General features: G+C 62.0%; 18 protein-coding genes and 1 pseudogene. 7 read left to right on the forward strand and 12 right to left on the reverse strand.

Features of this window, described 5'->3' with window-relative positions; genetic code table 11:
• Positions 1 to 205: 205 nt before the first annotated feature.
• Positions 206 to 706: a hypothetical protein gene (locus KBX18_RS06065; RefSeq protein ID WP_255995227.1), complete on the reverse strand. Its 501-nt coding sequence runs from the start codon at positions 704 to 706 to the stop codon at positions 206 to 208.
• Between the two features lie 60 nt (positions 707 to 766).
• Here KBX18_RS06065 and KBX18_RS06070 point away from each other — a divergent pair, with 60 nt between their 5' ends.
• Entirely contained in the window at positions 767 to 1,288 is a 522-nt protein-coding gene (locus KBX18_RS06070) for a DUF1707 domain-containing protein (protein ID WP_255995228.1), read from the forward strand.
• 3 nt (positions 1,289 to 1,291) lie between these two features.
• Here KBX18_RS06070 and KBX18_RS06075 read toward each other — a convergent pair whose 3' ends face one another.
• Together KBX18_RS06075 and KBX18_RS06080 are read right to left on the reverse strand one after the other, a co-directional pair.
• A complete protein-coding gene (locus KBX18_RS06075) occupies positions 1,292 to 1,747 on the reverse strand; it encodes a DUF1275 family protein (RefSeq protein ID WP_255995229.1) in 456 nt (151 codons plus the stop codon).
• A 36-nt stretch (positions 1,748 to 1,783) separates the two neighbouring features.
• The gene (locus tag KBX18_RS06080) at positions 1,784 to 2,710 is read right to left on the reverse strand and encodes a CPBP family intramembrane glutamic endopeptidase (protein WP_255995230.1); all 927 of its coding nucleotides are present in this window, start codon (positions 2,708 to 2,710) and stop codon (positions 1,784 to 1,786) included.
• A 120-nt stretch (positions 2,711 to 2,830) separates the two neighbouring features.
• Between KBX18_RS06080 and KBX18_RS06085 the strand changes: the two genes are divergently transcribed.
• Positions 2,831 to 4,072 (forward strand): sensor histidine kinase, encoded by a 1,242-nt coding sequence (locus KBX18_RS06085; RefSeq protein WP_255995231.1) that lies wholly within the window; start codon positions 2,831 to 2,833, stop codon positions 4,070 to 4,072.
• Positions 4,069 to 4,752 carry a response regulator transcription factor gene (locus KBX18_RS11870; RefSeq protein ID WP_255995232.1) on the forward strand — a complete coding sequence of 228 codons (684 nt, stop codon included), beginning with the start codon at positions 4,069 to 4,071 and terminating at the stop codon, positions 4,750 to 4,752. The genes KBX18_RS06085 and KBX18_RS11870 overlap by 4 nt, the downstream gene beginning before the upstream one ends.
• Here the strand turns inward: KBX18_RS11870 and KBX18_RS06095 are convergent.
• From KBX18_RS06095 to KBX18_RS06120, 6 genes are all read right to left on the reverse strand, one after another.
• Positions 4,749 to 5,840 carry a DNA alkylation repair protein gene (locus tag KBX18_RS06095; protein ID WP_255995233.1) on the reverse strand — a complete coding sequence of 364 codons (1,092 nt, stop codon included), beginning with the start codon at positions 5,838 to 5,840 and terminating at the stop codon, positions 4,749 to 4,751. The genes KBX18_RS11870 and KBX18_RS06095 overlap by 4 nt on opposite strands.
• Positions 5,841 to 6,018: 178 nt before the next feature.
• Positions 6,019 to 6,696 carry a YoaK family protein gene (locus tag KBX18_RS06100; protein ID WP_005290893.1) on the reverse strand — a complete coding sequence of 226 codons (678 nt, stop codon included), beginning with the start codon at positions 6,694 to 6,696 and terminating at the stop codon, positions 6,019 to 6,021.
• 621 nt (positions 6,697 to 7,317) lie between these two features.
• Positions 7,318 to 7,554, reverse strand: a complete 237-nt coding sequence (locus KBX18_RS06105; RefSeq protein ID WP_255995234.1) for a hypothetical protein — start codon at positions 7,552 to 7,554, stop codon at positions 7,318 to 7,320.
• Between the two features lie 44 nt (positions 7,555 to 7,598).
• Positions 7,599 to 8,015, reverse strand: a complete 417-nt coding sequence (locus KBX18_RS06110; protein WP_255995235.1) for a DUF3592 domain-containing protein — start codon at positions 8,013 to 8,015, stop codon at positions 7,599 to 7,601.
• 85 nt (positions 8,016 to 8,100) lie between these two features.
• Entirely contained in the window at positions 8,101 to 8,523 is a 423-nt protein-coding gene (locus KBX18_RS06115) for a DUF3592 domain-containing protein (RefSeq protein WP_255995236.1), read from the reverse strand.
• A gap of 23 nt (positions 8,524 to 8,546) precedes the next feature.
• Complete coding sequence (locus tag KBX18_RS06120; RefSeq protein WP_255995237.1) at positions 8,547 to 9,386, reverse strand: Ku protein; 840 nt, start codon at positions 9,384 to 9,386, stop codon at positions 8,547 to 8,549.
• 57 nt (positions 9,387 to 9,443) lie between these two features.
• Between KBX18_RS06120 and KBX18_RS06125 the strand changes: the two genes are divergently transcribed.
• From KBX18_RS06125 to KBX18_RS06140, 4 genes and pseudogenes are all read left to right on the forward strand, one after another.
• A complete protein-coding gene (locus KBX18_RS06125; RefSeq protein ID WP_255995238.1) occupies positions 9,444 to 11,861 on the forward strand; it encodes an ATP-dependent DNA ligase in 2,418 nt (805 codons plus the stop codon).
• A gap of 184 nt (positions 11,862 to 12,045) precedes the next feature.
• A complete protein-coding gene (locus KBX18_RS06130; protein ID WP_255995239.1) occupies positions 12,046 to 13,239 on the forward strand; it encodes a YhgE/Pip domain-containing protein in 1,194 nt (397 codons plus the stop codon).
• A pseudogene (locus KBX18_RS06135) lies at positions 13,240 to 13,365 on the forward strand (hypothetical protein); the annotation flags it as partial.
• Positions 13,366 to 13,416: 51 nt separating this feature from the next.
• Positions 13,417 to 14,187, forward strand: a complete 771-nt coding sequence (locus KBX18_RS06140; protein WP_255995240.1) for a hypothetical protein — start codon at positions 13,417 to 13,419, stop codon at positions 14,185 to 14,187.
• Between the two features lie 18 nt (positions 14,188 to 14,205).
• On the opposite strand, the gene KBX18_RS06145 is transcribed toward KBX18_RS06140, so the two are convergent.
• From KBX18_RS06145 to KBX18_RS06155, 3 genes are all read right to left on the reverse strand, one after another.
• Positions 14,206 to 14,913 (reverse strand): hemolysin III family protein, encoded by a 708-nt coding sequence (locus KBX18_RS06145; RefSeq protein WP_255995241.1) that lies wholly within the window; start codon positions 14,911 to 14,913, stop codon positions 14,206 to 14,208.
• Between the two features lie 13 nt (positions 14,914 to 14,926).
• The gene (locus KBX18_RS06150) at positions 14,927 to 15,523 is read right to left on the reverse strand and encodes a spermidine synthase (protein ID WP_255995242.1); all 597 of its coding nucleotides are present in this window, start codon (positions 15,521 to 15,523) and stop codon (positions 14,927 to 14,929) included.
• Between the two features lie 200 nt (positions 15,524 to 15,723).
• Entirely contained in the window at positions 15,724 to 16,584 is an 861-nt protein-coding gene (locus KBX18_RS06155; RefSeq protein WP_005290877.1) for an SDR family oxidoreductase, read from the reverse strand.
• Positions 16,585 to 16,657 lie beyond the last annotated feature (73 nt).

The following is a 16,657-nucleotide window of genomic DNA, read 5'->3' on the forward strand; positions in this document are numbered from 1 at the left end:
CCCTCCGCGGCGGCACGGTAACGTTTTCCCAGGTCGGACCTTCGCCAACTGACTGAAAGGCGATACTAAAAATCTAGATCCGCCGAGACCCGGGGGGCGTATGCGGCGGAGCGGAGCCTTCCTAACCACTAACCGGCGGTGAAGCCGAAAAGCCAAGAATGCTATGTGGCCCCGATGGCACGAAGGGACTGCTGGATCTCGTGGTCTAGGTCGAGGGGCTTCTCTGTGCGGCGTTTGACCCATTTGCCGTTTCTCGTTCCAGTTTCCAAGACGCGCCAATACTCCACGAACGGCGGGTACTCCATTGGACGCTAGTCAAGGGGACGGCTTCGCTATAGTGCCCTCTGCGTCCAGTCCACTGACGGTCCCGGCGCTTGAATCCCGTAGGTGTTTCAGTGAGCGTGATGGTGAACCATTGGCCGTGGGGCAATGAGTCTGGGACGGATTCGATAACCACGCTGTCCGGGGTGGTGAACACGCGGCAAGGGGTTTCTGCGAGGCGGCGAGACAGTTCTGTCGCCAGGGCGATAACGCCAGGAGTGCCGGTGGTGAAGTGAGGAGGGACGTAGGGGACACCGTTGAGCGTTGGGGAGCCATAGCCCGGTTCTGTGACGTCTTCTGCGAGGTGAAAGAACAGCGCTCCGGCAATAATCACGAGTACGAACACGATAAGAAACCCGACGGCGATGGTCGCATCGATGTTCATGGCCTCATTCTAAACTGCTCAGCGAGGTAGGCTGTGAGGAAACTGAGCAAGGAGGACGAAATGGCGGAGTCGCACGAAGCGCCCAATGTTCGAGTAGGGGATACGGAGCGCTCGACGGCGTTGGACCGGCTCGGGGAGCACTTCGCCAATGGATATCTCACGCCGGCGGAGTTTGAGGAGCGTTCCGGCCAGGCTGCGGCAGCGCGCACCCGCGGTGAAATCAGTGCGCTGTTCACAGATTTGCCCGAGGTCAGTGAGGGTCCGGTTCCAGCTCCAGCGCATCGTGACTCTGACGCCGAGTTGGAGAACATGATTGCCCGTAAACGCAAGCTCGACAGCGCTTTGGCGGTGTTGTGGGCAGCGACGATGACCATGTTCTTCTTGGGCATGTTCGTGTTCAGCTGGGACTACTTTTGGGTCGTCTTACCCGTCGCGGGTGTGTTGACAGCGGGTTTGTACACCTTCTACGGGATCAGCGATGAAGACGATGAGGTGCTCGAAGAAATCATGGAAGACGCCAACAAGGAGCGCGCTGAGCGTCTCCGCTTGGCGCACCAGCGGCGCAAAGAGTTGGGGAAGTAGGCCTTAGACCGGCAGTCCGCGGTCGCGTCGCCGCTGCCTGTTTACTAACGCCGCGGCTGTCGCGGCGACGAGCACGACGTTGACCACCCACACCGCGCGCAGGCCGCCGAAGAACGCGCCGACGAACCGTTGCGACATTTTCACCAGCGTGCCTGTCATGTAGGTCAGGGAGATGCTCACTTCGCCGCCGCGCTCGAACGTGGAGTTCATGGCACCCACAGTGAAGGACAGCACATACACCGCGAGCTTATCGACGCCTCCCGCCACCAACCCCGAAGCCACCGTCGACGTGAGACAAATGAACAGGAGGATAGCTTCGCGGGTGCGTGTCGGCGGCAGGTACCGCTGGCCCAGCTGGCTGATCAGTGCTCCGACTGCGACACCGATCAAGAATGTCAGCATGATGCTGCCAGCGATAAGGGCCACGTCCCATTTTCCGGCGTTCACGGCGGCGGTCATGGGATGCTGTGCTACATCTGCGAGCTCTAGCGGCGGTTAGACATACGGGTCGAGAATCTGCGAACGGGTGCTCTTCGGGATCAGCACGATCGCAATGGCGGCCGCGACCAGGTACACCGCGCCCTCGACTGTCCAGTTCCAGGGAGTACTCGTTTCCAGTCCCATGCCAATTGCGAGGGTCGAGCCAACATGCATACCTCCGTGAATACCGCAGGCCGCCCACACTGAGCGAAAATGAACCGCGAGAGCCCCGGCGAGCAGTGCGAAAGCAAAAGTGGGGAAAAGGTAGAGGAATCGTTGTGCTATTCCGTCCTGGCCGCCGCTAGAGACCAGGTGGAGGATCGCGAACACTGCCGCAGAGAGCAGGAGGGCAGGAACCGGCCGCATCCGAGCGCTCTGTAACAGGTAACCGCGGAAAAGGAATTCTTCACCGATGCCTTGGGCCACGTAGGCGGTGAGGAATACATCGAGCACCACGACAACCCACGGGTTCGGATTGGCACCGGTGGATTCCGTGGTGGCATGTGTCAATCCAAAGGCATTGGTGAGCCATGCGGAGAACAGGGTGATGAGCGCGGCGAGAAGGGTACCGGCAAGAATGGCCGGAAGCGCGCGGCGGTCAAATACCAGCCCGGCGGCGCGTGCGGGGCGACCGTCGATGAAGCGGGTGAGCGCCCATGTGAGAAGTAGGTAGGTGGCCAACATGATGGTCGTCGCCGCTGCAGTCACAGCCAATGCGGCCCACGGGTTGTCACCGTTCAACGCATTGTTGACTCCGGGTAGCAAAGCGAAGGGGACACTAGAGAGCGCGGCCACGAACAGGGCAACGACGGTCAGCGCGCACCGGGCGATCAGCGGAACCCTTGGACGGGGCCGGGCATCCGGCTCCTGCCCTTGAGTGGCAGTGGTTGAGCGTTCGAGAGAGTGGTTGTCGGGCATGGGCGAGTTCTGTGGAGAGTGCATGCGGTGAGATTAAGACCGCAAGAGCCGTCCGCACATCGGGCTGCGGTCATGGTTTTAACAAGCCAGAAGTCATGACCGTGGTCATGGGGTTTGCACCCGCGACCGCTTTAGGATGATGCTATGACACGATTACCTGCGCCTGAGCGCACCTCATCGCCTGAGCAGGATGCGTTGGCGGGTGCGGTGCGCCGTGACCGGAGCGTCGATAGTTTTGGCGCAGATGAACTGATCGGCTGGATGTTCGTGCCCAGCTTGGGTGCCGCAGTGTTTCAGGCGGTGGAACTCTTCGGTGCTGGCCGTAGTGGAGCGTCGGCGGTCTTGGTCGCCGGCGTGCTGTGTGTTGCGGCGCTGGTGGTACTTCGGCAACGGGCCGATGCCGGCACCGCGCGCGTTCGGGGTGCGTTGGTGTTGTGCATCCTGGCCAGCTTGACCATGATCGTGGCGAACGTCATGGCTGTGCCATTGATGATGATGGCGCTGACCGTGCTCATCGTCGATGTCTCTTTGCTCGCTGGGATCGTTGCGTGGGTGCTTTTCGGAGTCTTTTTGCTGGTCTTGGGGTGGTGGTTCGGGATTGAGGATGGAGGCCTTTTAGGCAATCTCGTTTCAACGCAGCTGTTGACGGGCTTCGGGATTGCGCTTGGGGCAGCTCTGGCGGATTTGGAACGCCGCCGTGTTGAAGCGACGAGCTTGGCTGCGGAGGTGCAGCGTGGCGCTGTCGTGGAGAAGGAGCTCGTGTTGGCACAGGAGCGCCAGCGGGCGGCCCGAGAGCTTCACGACGGCTTGGGGCATAGCTTGACCTTGGTTGGGATGTCGCTCGAGTACGCGGACCGGATGCATGGCCGCGACCCTGAGGGGGCGATGGAGCAGGTTCGCTCCGCTCGCGCGTTGACGGTGGAGGCACTCGATGAAATGAGGCTATGGGTCAGGGCGCTCAATCCTGTGCGATCTGACCAGCTGCGCGGCCGTGAAGCGCTCGACGCGATCGCGGAATCGTTTCGCGGTACCGGTGTCGTGGTGGGTCTGGACGTCGACGAGCCTTTCCCTAACCTTGGCCATGCAGGTGACTTATTGGTGCTCAGATTTGTCCAGGAGGGATTGACGAATGCGTTGCGGCATTCGAACGCCCGCGTCATCGAGGTCGAAGCCACTGCGTGCGGGGACACTATCCAGGTTGCAGTGGCGAATCGCATTGCGCCAGAGGCAACGCAGCTTGACGACGGACCCTTGCCCGAAGGCTTCGGATTGCGCAGCTTGCGTGAGCGAGCGGAAGATCTTGGCGGGACGGTCATGGCGCATGCGGAGGACGGTCAAGTGCGGCTCGTCCTCACGTTGCCATACCAGGAGGCGGCGGTGTCGTGAGTGCTACTGTGCGGGTTGTGCTTGTCGACGATCACCAGCTCATGCGACGCGGTCTGAGCATGCTGTTAGGCACCGTGGGCGAGGTTGAGGTGGTGGGTGAGGCGGCTGACGGGGCGGAGGCACTGACCGTCATCGAGTGCACAGACCCCGACGCGGTTCTCGCCGATGCACGCATGCCCGGAATGGACGGGCTTGAGCTGACTGCCCAATGCGCACGGCGTCATCCCGGTGTGCCTGTCATTATTCTCACCACGTTTGACGACACCCCTGTCGTTGAAGGCGCTTTAGCGGCGGGAGCGGCTGGCTTCTTGTTGAAAGACAGTTCCACAGATGACCTCGTCAGCGCGGTGCGCGCGGCCGTCTCCGGCGGTTTGGTCATCGATCCCCGTGTAGCGCGCACGGTCATGAAGGAGAGCTCGGCATCCTCGTCGGCTCGGGAGGCGGGAGATTCTAACGGCTTCGGCATCAGCGTGGACGCGCTCCTGGAACAGCTGACTCCCACTGAGAGACGCGTCGCCTCGCTCATCTCCCGCGGGTGGAATAACCGCGAAATTGCCGGCGACCTCGTGCTGGCCGAAGGAACTGTCAAGAATCACGTGTCTGCTGTCATGCGGAAACTCTTGGTGCACGACCGGACCCGGCTCGCGCTGCTCTTGCGGGACCACGAGGACAAGCTCTAAGGCGCCAGCTCAAACTCGATCGGCTCGCTCTCGATGCCGTTGACTACGACGGACACGGCCTGCGTGCCGGGGTAGTAGGTGCGGGTCCCAGTCACGCGGAATGGGTGTGTCTTGGAAATTTCAAGCTCCTCGCCCGGCGCGAGAGTGAAACGGCCGAAGCGGAAGACAGTGGGGAGGCGGCCACCGTTGGCTTTGAGGAAGTGCAGTTTGTAATCCACGAGGACATCGCGCGCGGTGTCGCCGTGGTTGACCAGTGTGGCGGTGAGTTCGACGCTAGACCCAATCGCTGCAGCAACCGGGAATGCCACCGAGTGCAGTTCAATGCCCGCGTCCGGCGCGAAACCGACCACGTCGAGCGCTTCATGGTGGGACTGCTTCACCAGGCCGCGCAGGCTGCGTTCGACCACCCAGGTGACCTCGGGGGAGTCGTTTTCTTCGCGCCACCGCCGCGCTGTCGCCACTGCGAGGTCCGGGTGTGTCTTCGCGATGTCATTGAGGTTGTTCGCTACCGACGTGCGCACGTACAGCGACTCGTCGTTGTAGAGACGGTCGAGCACCGGCAGGATGGGCGACGGATCTTCAGTGAACGGCCTGTGGACGGCGGCCCAGGGGAGGCGGGGGCGGATGCCTTCCGTCGATAAGCGGCGGACATTGTGCGAATCCGACCGCGACCATACGTGGACACACTCCAGCGTGGCCTCCGGGTAGCGTGCCAGGAACGGCCGCACTGCCCACTCGCCGGTGAACACGCGGGTCAGTGCCTCAATCGCGTCAAGCGAGACCTCCGGATGCTCCAGCCCGTAGTCCTCGATGTAGCGGCTGACGGGCCACAGGTGGAACGAGTGGTTGAAATAGCCCTCGCCCTCCGCGAGTTCAGGCCCAAGCTTATCGACGATTCCCGCCACCACCTCCGGATACTCACCCGGTAACCGATCCTTCAGGCCGGCGGCGAACACGCTGACGCGGTCTTTGATCTCAAGGTCGTCGACGCGTGGGGCGACCCAGGCGGCGTACTCCTCGGCGTCGATCCCGAGCTGCTTGCCGAGCTTGTGGGCGGTGTCTGCGCCGAAGTAGTACTTCATCTTCATGGCAGCCACTGTACAGTCGTTCGATTAACCGGGCGGTTCGCAGCTCGCCCCCTACCAGCGAGGAGGCCCGGCAACTAGCTGGCTAGAGCATCACATCCACCACGAAGAACGCGTCTGAGGCAAACGTCAGGATGGGTTTGATCACGCTGTCTCAATGCAGTTTTCGTGCGGTGAAGGACTAAACCGGCAAACCGCGGTTGCGCAGGCGCTGCCGGTTGATAATCGCAACGAGAGCGCCGAACACAATCAGAGCGTTAACGATGTACACGGCATCGGTGCCGAACAACACATATGCGCGACCACCAAGCAGGGCGCCGCACGCCAGAGACGCCCACAAGGCGAAGTGTCCGAGCCAATGCTTGTGGGGGTCACCGAAGAGCGCACCCACAAAGCGCTGGGACATCTTCACCAAGGTCCCCGTCATATAGGTCAGAGCGATCGAGACTTCACCGTCACGCTCGAACGTCGAGTTCATAGCACCTACGGTGAAAGAGAGCATGTACATCGCCGCGAGCTGAGCATCGACAGTAATGAGAATTGATGCGAACGTTGAAGTTAGGCAAATGAACAGGAGAACCGCTTCGCGCGTGCGCGTGTGCGGGAGCATACGACGTCCCAACTGGCTAATGGCTGCGCCTACGCCGACACCTACGAGAAACGTGATCATGATGCTTCCGGTGAGGCCGGCGACTTCCCAGCGCCGCTCGCTCATTGCGGCGGTCAAGCGGGTGGTGTTGCCCGACATGAACGAGAGGAAGTACCCCCCGAGGTACATGAATCCGATGGTGTCCACGAATCCCGTGATCGAAGACAGGTAAATGGCCAAGGCACGCTCAGCATTACGGTACCCCTTCATTTAACTTTCCTTTCTAGAGATGGCACTCGAAAAAGGTTAGTGAGCCGATTCATGGGATCCCCGGAAAGAGAAATAACGGGTCACTGAGAATGAAAATGCGAACCTGTGAGCCGGAGGGCTGTCTGCTGTTGGTCATTCGGCCATTTCCGTCGGCCTGATGTAGTGAAGCGTGCGTGGTCCACGGCACTCAACGGAAGTATGAGTGAACCTAGTGAAACGGATGGTTAATGAAGTTGGGCACCATTTTGCTCAAGGGATTGTGCCCATGGTCTGTGCGGAAGCTGTGGGAACAGGGCAATCTCTTCGAACAGAACATTAAAACGATCTGGTCGATGCAGTCTTTCATGCGCAGGCCGTCTTCCGTCGGCGTGCTGATTCTTGGGTGGTCGATGAGGGTAGAGAAACGCGTCAGTCGCAACCAACCGGCTCAGAGCGTAGGTGCTATCTCTCGTGTCGCGAGAATAGGGGCCCGCAACGGTCTTCGGGGGTTACGTTGCTCGTCAGTCTAACGCGGCCGTTAGCCCGCAAAGCTACAGTGCTCAGAGCGTAGGCGATGGTCAAATGAAGAACCGGAATTGTGCATGTGCGTGTATTTTGCTCGCTGCCTGGCAAACCGAGGGTTCATTCCGCCTTCTCCATACTGCAGCTTCGGGTCGGCGCATATGCAACGAAATCGCCGAAACGTACCGGGGCTAATGCACCGTAGTCCTCGATGTAGCGGCTGACGGGCCACAGGTGGAACGAGTGGTTGAAATAGCCCTCGCCCTCCGCGAGTTCAGGCCCAAGCTTATCGACGATTCCCGCCACCACCTCCGGATACTCACCCGGCAACCGATCCTTCAGGCCGGCGGCGAACACGCTGACGCGGTCTTTGCTCTCAATGTCGTCGACGCGCGGGGCGATTAGAACGCCGCAATCAGGCCAACCAGCAACATGAGCCCACCGATGAGCATTGTCGTGACGGGTAGCACGACGTTGACATCGTTCCCGTGGACGGGGGCGGTGAAGTGCTGCGGGTAGTTCGGGTCGTAGATCACCGTCACGATCTGGCCGATGCGGTTGTTCATCCCCACATCAGAATGGGCCGGCTGCCCCAGAAGCGGCTGGCCGTCGACAGTGGTGAATTCAATCGTTTCGACCATGGTGCGCTCCACCCGCGTACGGTTGCCTCTATCCTGGGTGCGCTTTTCGTGCATGAACGAATCCACGACCCGGCCTTCCACACGCACACCATGCGAGGCGAGTCTCTCGAGGGACATGTAGTCAGAGATGCCTTTGAAAATGACCACTGCGGCCATGATGAGAAGAATGTAATCCATTGGTTCCACGCTTCAGTGTTGGGTGCCTATTCATCATGTGTAACGCGCCGGGGAGGGGGTAAGTTCGGGACTGGTCTGAAAAGAGCTAGGTAAACAGGAAGATCAGGGCAACCAACGCGAAGAATCCGCCGGCGGCCATCGTCACAAACGGCTCAATGACACTAATCTCTGCATCCTCGGACGCCGGGGCCAAGAAATTGTTCGGAGAGTCTGGGTCGTAGATCACCCGGACAGTCATACCCATCCGGTTGCGTTCGCCGACTCCATCAGACGGCCGGCCGAGAATCGGGGTTCCGTCAACAGTGTGAAACTCGATGGTCTCGATCATGTTGCGGTCGGTTTTACTGCGACCTTTGAAATCTGTAGTGGGAGTCTCCCGCAGGTAGGTGTCAACAACGCGACCTGTGACACGCACACCCTTCTGCGCGAAGCGCTCGCGGGACTTGTAATCCCTGTAACCCAGGAAGACGAGAAACGCCGCTGCGGCGAACAAGGCTGCGCTGAACATCACACACTCTCTAGCCGGTGTTCCTAAGCGGATTTCCCGGACTTGCTGGACTTGCCGGATTTCTTCCTGTCTAGCGAGGCTTTCAGAGCCTCCATGAGGTCGATCACGTCAGCGTCGTCACCGTCGTCGCTGCTGTCGGAGTCGGAGTCGGCATCCTCGCCGAATGTTTTCGAGGTGTCCAGGGTGTCGCCGGACTCGAATTTCGCGTCGATAAGCTTGCGCAGCTCGATCTGGTAGTCGTCAGAGAACTCATCCGGGGTGAAGTCTGAGGAATATTGCTCGACGAGCGCGGCGGAGAGCTCAAGCTCCTTGTCGCCGATCTTCGCACGCGAATTGACGCCCTTGAAGTTCACATCGCGGATCTCGTCGGCCCAGAGCATGCCCTGCAACACGAGGGTTTTGTCACGCACGAGCAGCGCGCCCAGGCGGGTCTTGTTGCGCAGGGCGTACTTGACCACGGCCATACGGTCGGTGTTCTTGAGTGTTTCCCGCAGCAAAAGGTAGGACTTCGGCGTCTTGCCGACGGGCTCGAGGTAATAGGCCTTCTCCGCCATGATCGGGTCGATCTGATCGGCGGGAACGAACTGGACGACTTCGATCTCGTTGTTGTTCGCCTCCGGCAGGGACTCGAAATCGTCGGCGGTGAGCACGACTGTCTCGCCGTCTTCTTCGAAGGCCTTATCGATGTTCTTGTATTCGACCTTCTCGCCGCACACCTCGCATCGGCGCTCATAACGGATGCGGCCGCCGTCCTCGTCGTGGACCTGGTGGAAAGAAATGTCGTGGTCTTCGGTCGCCCCGTAGGCCTTGACCGGGACGTTAACGAGGCCGAAGGTGATGGAACCGCTCCAAATTGCGCGCATACCCGCAGTGTACGGGGGTTATGTAAGTTCTGTGGGAGAGTAAGCGAAAGGCAGTTCATGGCGCGCAGCAAGAAATTTCAGGTCGGCGAGCGCACTCTCGCCGTGAGCAACCTGGACAAGGTGCTTTACCCGGCCACGGATGATGCTCCGGCCGTGACGAAGGCGGACGTGATGCACTACTACCTCACGGTCGCCGATGCGCTCATCCCGCAGATCGCCCGCCGCCCCGTGACGCGAAAGCGTTTCCCGGACGGTGTCGGGGGAGAAGCCTTCTTCCGCAAGGACTTGGAAGATTCGGCGCCGGAGTGGATCCCGTTCGGCATCATCGCGCACAAGACGTCGACAAACCGGTACCCGCTCGCCGACGAGCCCGCTGTGTTGGCCTGGTTCGCGCAGGTCGCGGCGTTGGAGCTGCACACCCCGCAGTGGCGTTTCGACGACACCGGTTACCCCGCCAACCCTGACCGCATGGTCCTCGACCTCGACCCTGGTCCTGGCGTGGGCCTTGCCGAGTGCGCCGAAGTGGCCCGCTGGTGCAAGGAGATCCTCGACGGCATGGGCATGGAGTCCGTTCCTGTGACATCGGGGTCGAAGGGTATCCACATCTACGCCGCGCTCGACGGCACGAGCACTGCGGACCAGGTTTCAGCGGTGGCGAAGGAACTGGCCCGCGCACTCGCCGCGGACAATCCGGATGAGGTCACGCATGTGATGAAGAAGGATCAGCGCGCCGGGAAGGTCTTCATCGACTGGAGCCAGAACAACGGGTCGAAGACGACCGTGGCGCCCTACTCGTTGCGCGGCCGCGAACGCCCGACCGTTGCCGCCCCACGCACGTGGGACGAGCTCGAAGACCCGAGCCAGCTCGAGTACACCGAGGTCATGAAGCGGCTTGCGGAAGGACTCGACCCGCTCGCGCACCTGGGCTTTCACCCCGATCGCTTATCGACGTACCGCTCCATGCGCAACCCCTCCAAAACCGCCGAACCCGTCCCCGCCGAACCGCCGGCCGACCGCGCCGGGGAGGAGCCCATCTTCGTCATCCAGGAGCATCACGCCTCGTCGTTGCACTGGGATGTCCGCTTCGAGCGCGAGGGGGTGCTCGTGTCCTGGGCGGTGCCGAAGGGCCCGCCGCTCGATCCGGCGGAGAACCGGCTCGCGGTCCAGACAGAAGACCACCCGATCGAGTACGCCGCGTTTGAAGGGACCATCGCAAAGGGGCAGTACGGCGCCGGGGAGGTGAGCATCTGGGACACCGGCACGATCGAGGTAGAGAAGTGGCGTGACGGCAAGGAGGTCATCGTCGTCCTTCGCGGCCGTCCCGACGGCGGTTTGGGCGGAGTGCCGCGCCGGTATGCGATGATCCGCACCGGATCCCGCGAGGGCTCTGAGCAACAGCAGTGGCTGATGAAGTTCATGAAGAAACAGCCCGCCCTTGAGCCAGTTGCCGAGCCAGCCTTCGAGCCACCCGCCGAACCTGCATCCGTGCCGTTTAGCGTCGCTGACGTACCGGAGCCGATGCTCGCGACCGCTGGCAGCGAGGCCGACATCCGACTGGGAAAGAAAGACGGCGAGACGTGGGCCTTCGAGATGAAGTGGGACGGCTACCGCATTATCGCCGGTGTCGGTGATCCACGCGACGGGGGAGGAGTAGTGCTCTCCAGCCGTCACGGGAAGGACTACACGGACATCTTCCCGGAGCTCTCGGAACTTCAGGAACTCATCGGAGACGACTCTGGCGGCGCTGTTCTCGATGGGGAAGTAGTCGCGCTCAATGCCCAAGGGCGGCCGGACTTCGGCCTTCTGCAGGCGCACAGAAAAGGCGAGCTGGGTGGTGATGAGGCGACGATTCGCTACATGGTCTTCGACATTCTCCACATGGGCACCCCGGGCGGACAAGGGCGCTCTCTGATTCGCGAGCCGTACGAGAAGCGTCGCGAGCTGCTGCGCAGTCTTCTTGACAGCGGTGACTACGTGGCCATTCCTCCCGCACATACAGGCAGCCTGGAGGAGGCGATCGCAGTGAGCCGCGAGCTGAAGCTCGAAGGGGTGGTGGCGAAGCGGACGGACTCGACGTATCTCCCCGGCCAGCGGGGCACAGCGTGGATCAAGATCAAATTCCAGATCCATCAGGAAGTCGTGGTCGTCGGTGTGCGTGAAGGCAAGCGCGGGATCGCCTCGCTCCTTGTCGCTGTGCCCGATGAGGATGGAGAGCTCACGTATGCCGGCCGCGTCGGCACAGGGTTCAGTGCCAAGGATCTCGAGGAGATTGAACGGCGGTTGGAAGGGGTGAGGCGCAAGGAACCGTCGATAAGCGGAATGCCTGAGGACGCATGGTGGGTGGAGCCGACGTACGTCGCGGAAGTCGCGCTGGCGGGGCGTACGCGCGACGGGAAAGTGCGACACGCCGTGTGGCGAGGGTGGCGCGACGATAAGCAACCCAGCGATGTCGATTGGACTCCTGAGCTGGGATAACACAGTACTGCCCGGGGGCGGATATCGGTTATTTCTGTGGAATGCGCACAAACTCACGCTGAAAACTTATGAATTCCTGGGCGATTAGAGCTATATTCCTCTACAAAGTAATTTTGATCACGTCCGCTAAATATTGTGCTTCCAGTCAATGTGATGCGGGCGTCGAACCGGAGAGAGGTTACCGTTGAGCACCAAAATTACAGGCCAGGGCGATTCCGCCCAGGCTCAGGCCCGGGAAAACATGGGGCCGCTCGAGCGACTTCTGACCTGGCGTCCGTTTTCCGCGGTCGCACGCACGCTGATCATCCTGGCGATGGTCGTGCCGCTGCTGTTCGCCGGACTGTACATGTGGTCCATGTGGGACCCGACGGGCTCCGTGCCGCAGACGCGCCTGGCTGTGGTCAACAACGACAAGGGCGTTGACCGCGGTGAAGGTGCCGGGATGGAGAATATCGGCGACCAGGTCGTCGAAGGTCTGACCAGCCGCGACTACCTCGACTTCTCCAAAGTGTCGGATGAAGAGGCGAAGCAGGGCCTGCTCACGGGCAAGTACCTGTTCACCGTGACCATCCCGGAGGACTTCTCTGAGAAGGTCGTCAGCGTGATCGACCCGGAGCCGCAGCAAGCGGAGATCCTGATCAACCTCAACGACTACAACGGCACCAACGGTGCGGTGCTGACCTCTGGCCTGCTCCCGCAGATCCAGTCCGAGGTCAAAGCCGAGGTGGCTAAGACCTACGGCGAGGAGGTTCTCGGCGGCATCAACGAGCTTGGCGACGGCATCCGCGCCGCAGCCGACGGCTCCAAGCAGCTCGACGAAGGTGCCGGCCAGCTGAAGGAGGGTACCGGCCGGGCAGTCGACGGCATCAACCAGCTTGACGACGGTGCCACGCAGCTCAACGACGGTACGGGAGAGCTCAAGGAAGGTGTCGGTGAGCTCGGCGACGGTGCAGGTCGCCTCAAGGACGGTGCCTACCAGCTGCGCGACGGCCTGACGCAGCTCGAGGGCGGTACCGACCAGCTCGCCGACGGTGCCCGCCAGATCGACGAAGGCGTCAACAAGCTCACCGACATGCTCATCCCGCTGCTTCAGAACGTGCAGGGTGGCGTGGGCCAGCTCAAGCCGATCGTGGACACGCTGCGCACTGTGGGCATGAACGAGCAGGCCGACAAGATTGACGGCATTGTGAAGCAGCTCGACCCGGAGAATCCGCAGAACGTCGTCAACGACCTCAACCGTCTGCGCGACGGTACCGGCGAGCTCTACGCGAACCTCTCCGACCCGAACATGCCGTACCGTGACGGCCTCAACCGCCTGATCGACGGCTCCAACCAGCTGGCTGACGGTACCGACCAGCTCAACGGCGGTGTCACCTGACTGACCGACGGCGCGAACCGCCTGCACGACGGCACCACCCGCCTCAAGGACGGCACCACCCAGCTTGTCGACGGCGGCGCCCAGCTCCAAGACGGCACCACCCGCCTCAAGGACGGCTCCACCGAGCTGTCCACCAAGCTTGGCGACGGCGCACAGCGCGCCCCCGAGGTCAAAGACATGGACAAGTCCTCCGACCAGATCGCCGTCCCGATCGCCTTCATGGAGGCGAACGAGCACCCGACGCAGCTCGTTGTCGATGAGGCTGACCCGACCGTGAAGGAGCCGTCGAGTGGTTTCTCCATCATCGGCCTCATCGTGATCAACTTCATGCTCATGGCGGTCATGTCCATCCTGCTGCCGCATGCGATTGGCCGCCGCCACAAGGCATCCGGCGCCACCGGCCCGGTCCTGTCCGCGTGGTTGAGCAACTTCGGTGTCAACGTCGCGCTGACTGCACTGCTGGCGTTCGTGTCCATCACCCTCGGCTGGCGCCCGGTGAGCTGGCCCGTCATGATCATGACCCTGCTGCTGATCGACGTGATGGGTACCTCCGTCTTCCAGTTCTTCCGCATCCTGTTCGGACGCGTGGTGGGCGCGATGTTCAATATCGGATTCTTCGCTCTGGGCCTGTTCACCTCCGGCTCCGTCTGGCCGCTGTCTACACTGCCGGCACCGCTGGCGGCCCTGAACCCGTTCCACCCGATGAGCCACGCCCGCAACCTGTTCGTCCGCACTGTCGACGGCATCTACGACAGCGCGTTCTGGACCGGCCTGGTCGTCCTGGTTGTGGTGTCGCTGCTGGCGATCGCCGGATCCATCGTGATTTACAACGCCCGCCGCCAGGCGCTCCACATCGACGACCCGAACGAGAACCCGCGTCAGCGCGAGATCTACCAGCGTGAGATCCGCGAAGGCGAGGAGCCGCTGCAGTCGGTCTTCAGCCGCTAGCTGCTGCCGCGTCCGGCTTTATCCGGCGCTGACGACGAGGATCCACACAGCGATCAGGTGCACGATCGCAGCAACAATGGTCAGGGTGTGGAAGTGCTCGTGGTAGCCGTAGTAGCGGGCCTCGCGCCCAGGCCACTTGAAGCCATAGATCGCGGCACCCACGGTGTAGGCGACACCGCCGACGAAAAGAAGCCACAGCACGGCCGGGTTGGCGTTGTTCCATAGGTAGGGGATGAGCGGGATGATGATCCAGCCCAGCCCGACGTAGATGATGGGGGAGAGCCAGCGCGGGTGGCCCGACCAGAACAACTTCAGCGCGAGGTTGCCCAGCGCACCGACCCATGCGATGGCCAGGGTCCACGCCGCCATCCGCGGCGGCAGCGCGATGACGCACATTGGGGTGTACATGGAGGCGATGAAGACGGCGATCATGGCGTGGTCGGCTCGCCTCCACGCCTCGACGCCGCGCTGGGTGCGCCACGGGAAGCGGTGGTAGGTCGCCGAGACCGAGAACAGTGCGATCAGGCCGGCACCGTAGATGGTCACACTCAGCGCCTCCAGCCAGGTGAGCGTCATCCAGGAAAAGGTGATCAGCACGGTGGCGGCGATGGTGGCCGCTTGGGCCGCGAACAGGTGGGCCCAGCCGCGGATGAGGGGGCGCTCGCCACGGTCGGCGATCCAGTGGGTGACGCGGATTTGCTCGCCACTTCTACTTTGCACTGTCATAACGCCTGCAAGCCTAGTCGCGGCGGGGTGCAATCCCCTCAGTCATCGTGCGAACCCACGCAGCGTCCGCTTGCTTGACGCCGTTGACCGCACCCGGTCCAACAGCGCGGTCGCTGCCCCACACGACCACGTTGCCGTAGCTGTTCCCAGAGAGCATGCCAGGCGTAGATAGTGCGCCGACGTGCGGAAACGCTTCCACCAACCCGGCAAGCTCTGCGCGTGTTTCGGCGAGACCTGCGCGGTCTCCAATGTTGGCCACATAGACCCCGCCGGGGGACAGGGCGCGTGCGACGGCGCGGTAGAACTCGACCGTCGTCACGTGGCGTGGGGTGGTGGGCCCGTCGAAAACATCGCGGAAGACAGCGTCGACGCTGCCCGGGGATAGGGAGTGCACGTAGGTGCGGGCGTCGCTGGTGTGGAAGTGGGCGGGGACGTCGAAAAGCGAGCGGGTGAGTTCGCTCAACGCGCCATCGATCTCCACAACGATGTTGCGCGATTCCGGCCAGGATGTTGCGCGATTCCGGCCAGACGTCGGCGCAATAGCGCGGCAGAGAGCACCCGGCACCGCCGAGGTGGACGACGGTGCGCGGCTCGCGCAGGCACGCGGCAATCCACTCCATGTAGTCGAAGCCCAGCACCCGCGGCGCACCCAACACAATGCGTGACGACGGCACACCGTTGACCTCCAACACGTACGCCCCATCGCGCTCCGGGTCGGTGATGATCCGCGCTGACCCGGTGTCGATGGGGTAGGTGCCCGCGGGACGGAACTTCCTGGCGCGTGGCTTGTCCTGACGTCTGCGGGGGCGACTACCAGACGGCGGCAAAACGCATCAAGACGTGAGCGATCGGGTCCGGGAACGGCTTGCGCAGCCACTTCAAGCCACGGTCGGAGAGGCTGACCGAGTGGTGCTGCACCCACTTGATCCACGGCTGCTTGGAAGTGAGCACCTTGATCGTCTCATCCGCAATGTCGCCGGGAGTGAGGTTGACGCCCATGTTCTTCACCGACTGGGCCTTCACGTTGGCCACCTGGGTGGCGGCCCACAGGGGCATCATGTCGTGGACGCGGATGTCGTCATTGCGCCACTCGACCGACAGCGCCTCCGTCATGCCGTTGACGAAGAACTTCGATGCGGAATACGTGGAGATCTCCGGCTGGCCGAAGATCGCCGATGCCGACGACATGGAGATCATCACCGCGTCCTTCGTCGCCTTGAGGTAGGGGTATGCGGCCTGCGCACCGTAGACAACGCCGACGCAGTTGATGTCGGTGAGCAACTGGACCTTCTCCGGATCCTGGTCCACAACCTCGCCATCGATGATGATGCCGGCGTTGTTGAAGAGGAAGTCCAGGCGGCCGCCGGTCTTGGAGGTGAAGTCCTGAAGAGCCGCATCCCAGTTCTCGCGGTCGGTGACGTCCAGGTGGCCGGTGATCAGCTGGCCTTCGGGGATGTCGTCTGTGCCCCAGATGGTCTCGTTGACGTCATAGGAGCCGACGGTCCAGCCCATGTTCAGCAGACGCTGGGCCGTTGCCTTACCGATGCCGGATGCACCACCGGAAATGAAGGCCGCAGGACGCCTCGAAGCATCGGCGACAAAATCCTCCGGCTTCGCGTAGGGGGTTTCGTTCTCGTCATGGCGAAATGGCTTAGCTAAAGGGTTCCACATGAGATACACCTTAGAACTGCAAAACTGTTCGTGGGGGCGAAATGGCTAGAAATTTGTGACCCGGCGCACACAT

Origin of the sequence: Corynebacterium sp. CCUG 69979, from assembly GCF_024454095.1 — a bacterium.
Taxonomy (GTDB): Bacteria; Actinomycetota; Actinomycetes; order Mycobacteriales; family Mycobacteriaceae; genus Corynebacterium; species Corynebacterium genitalium.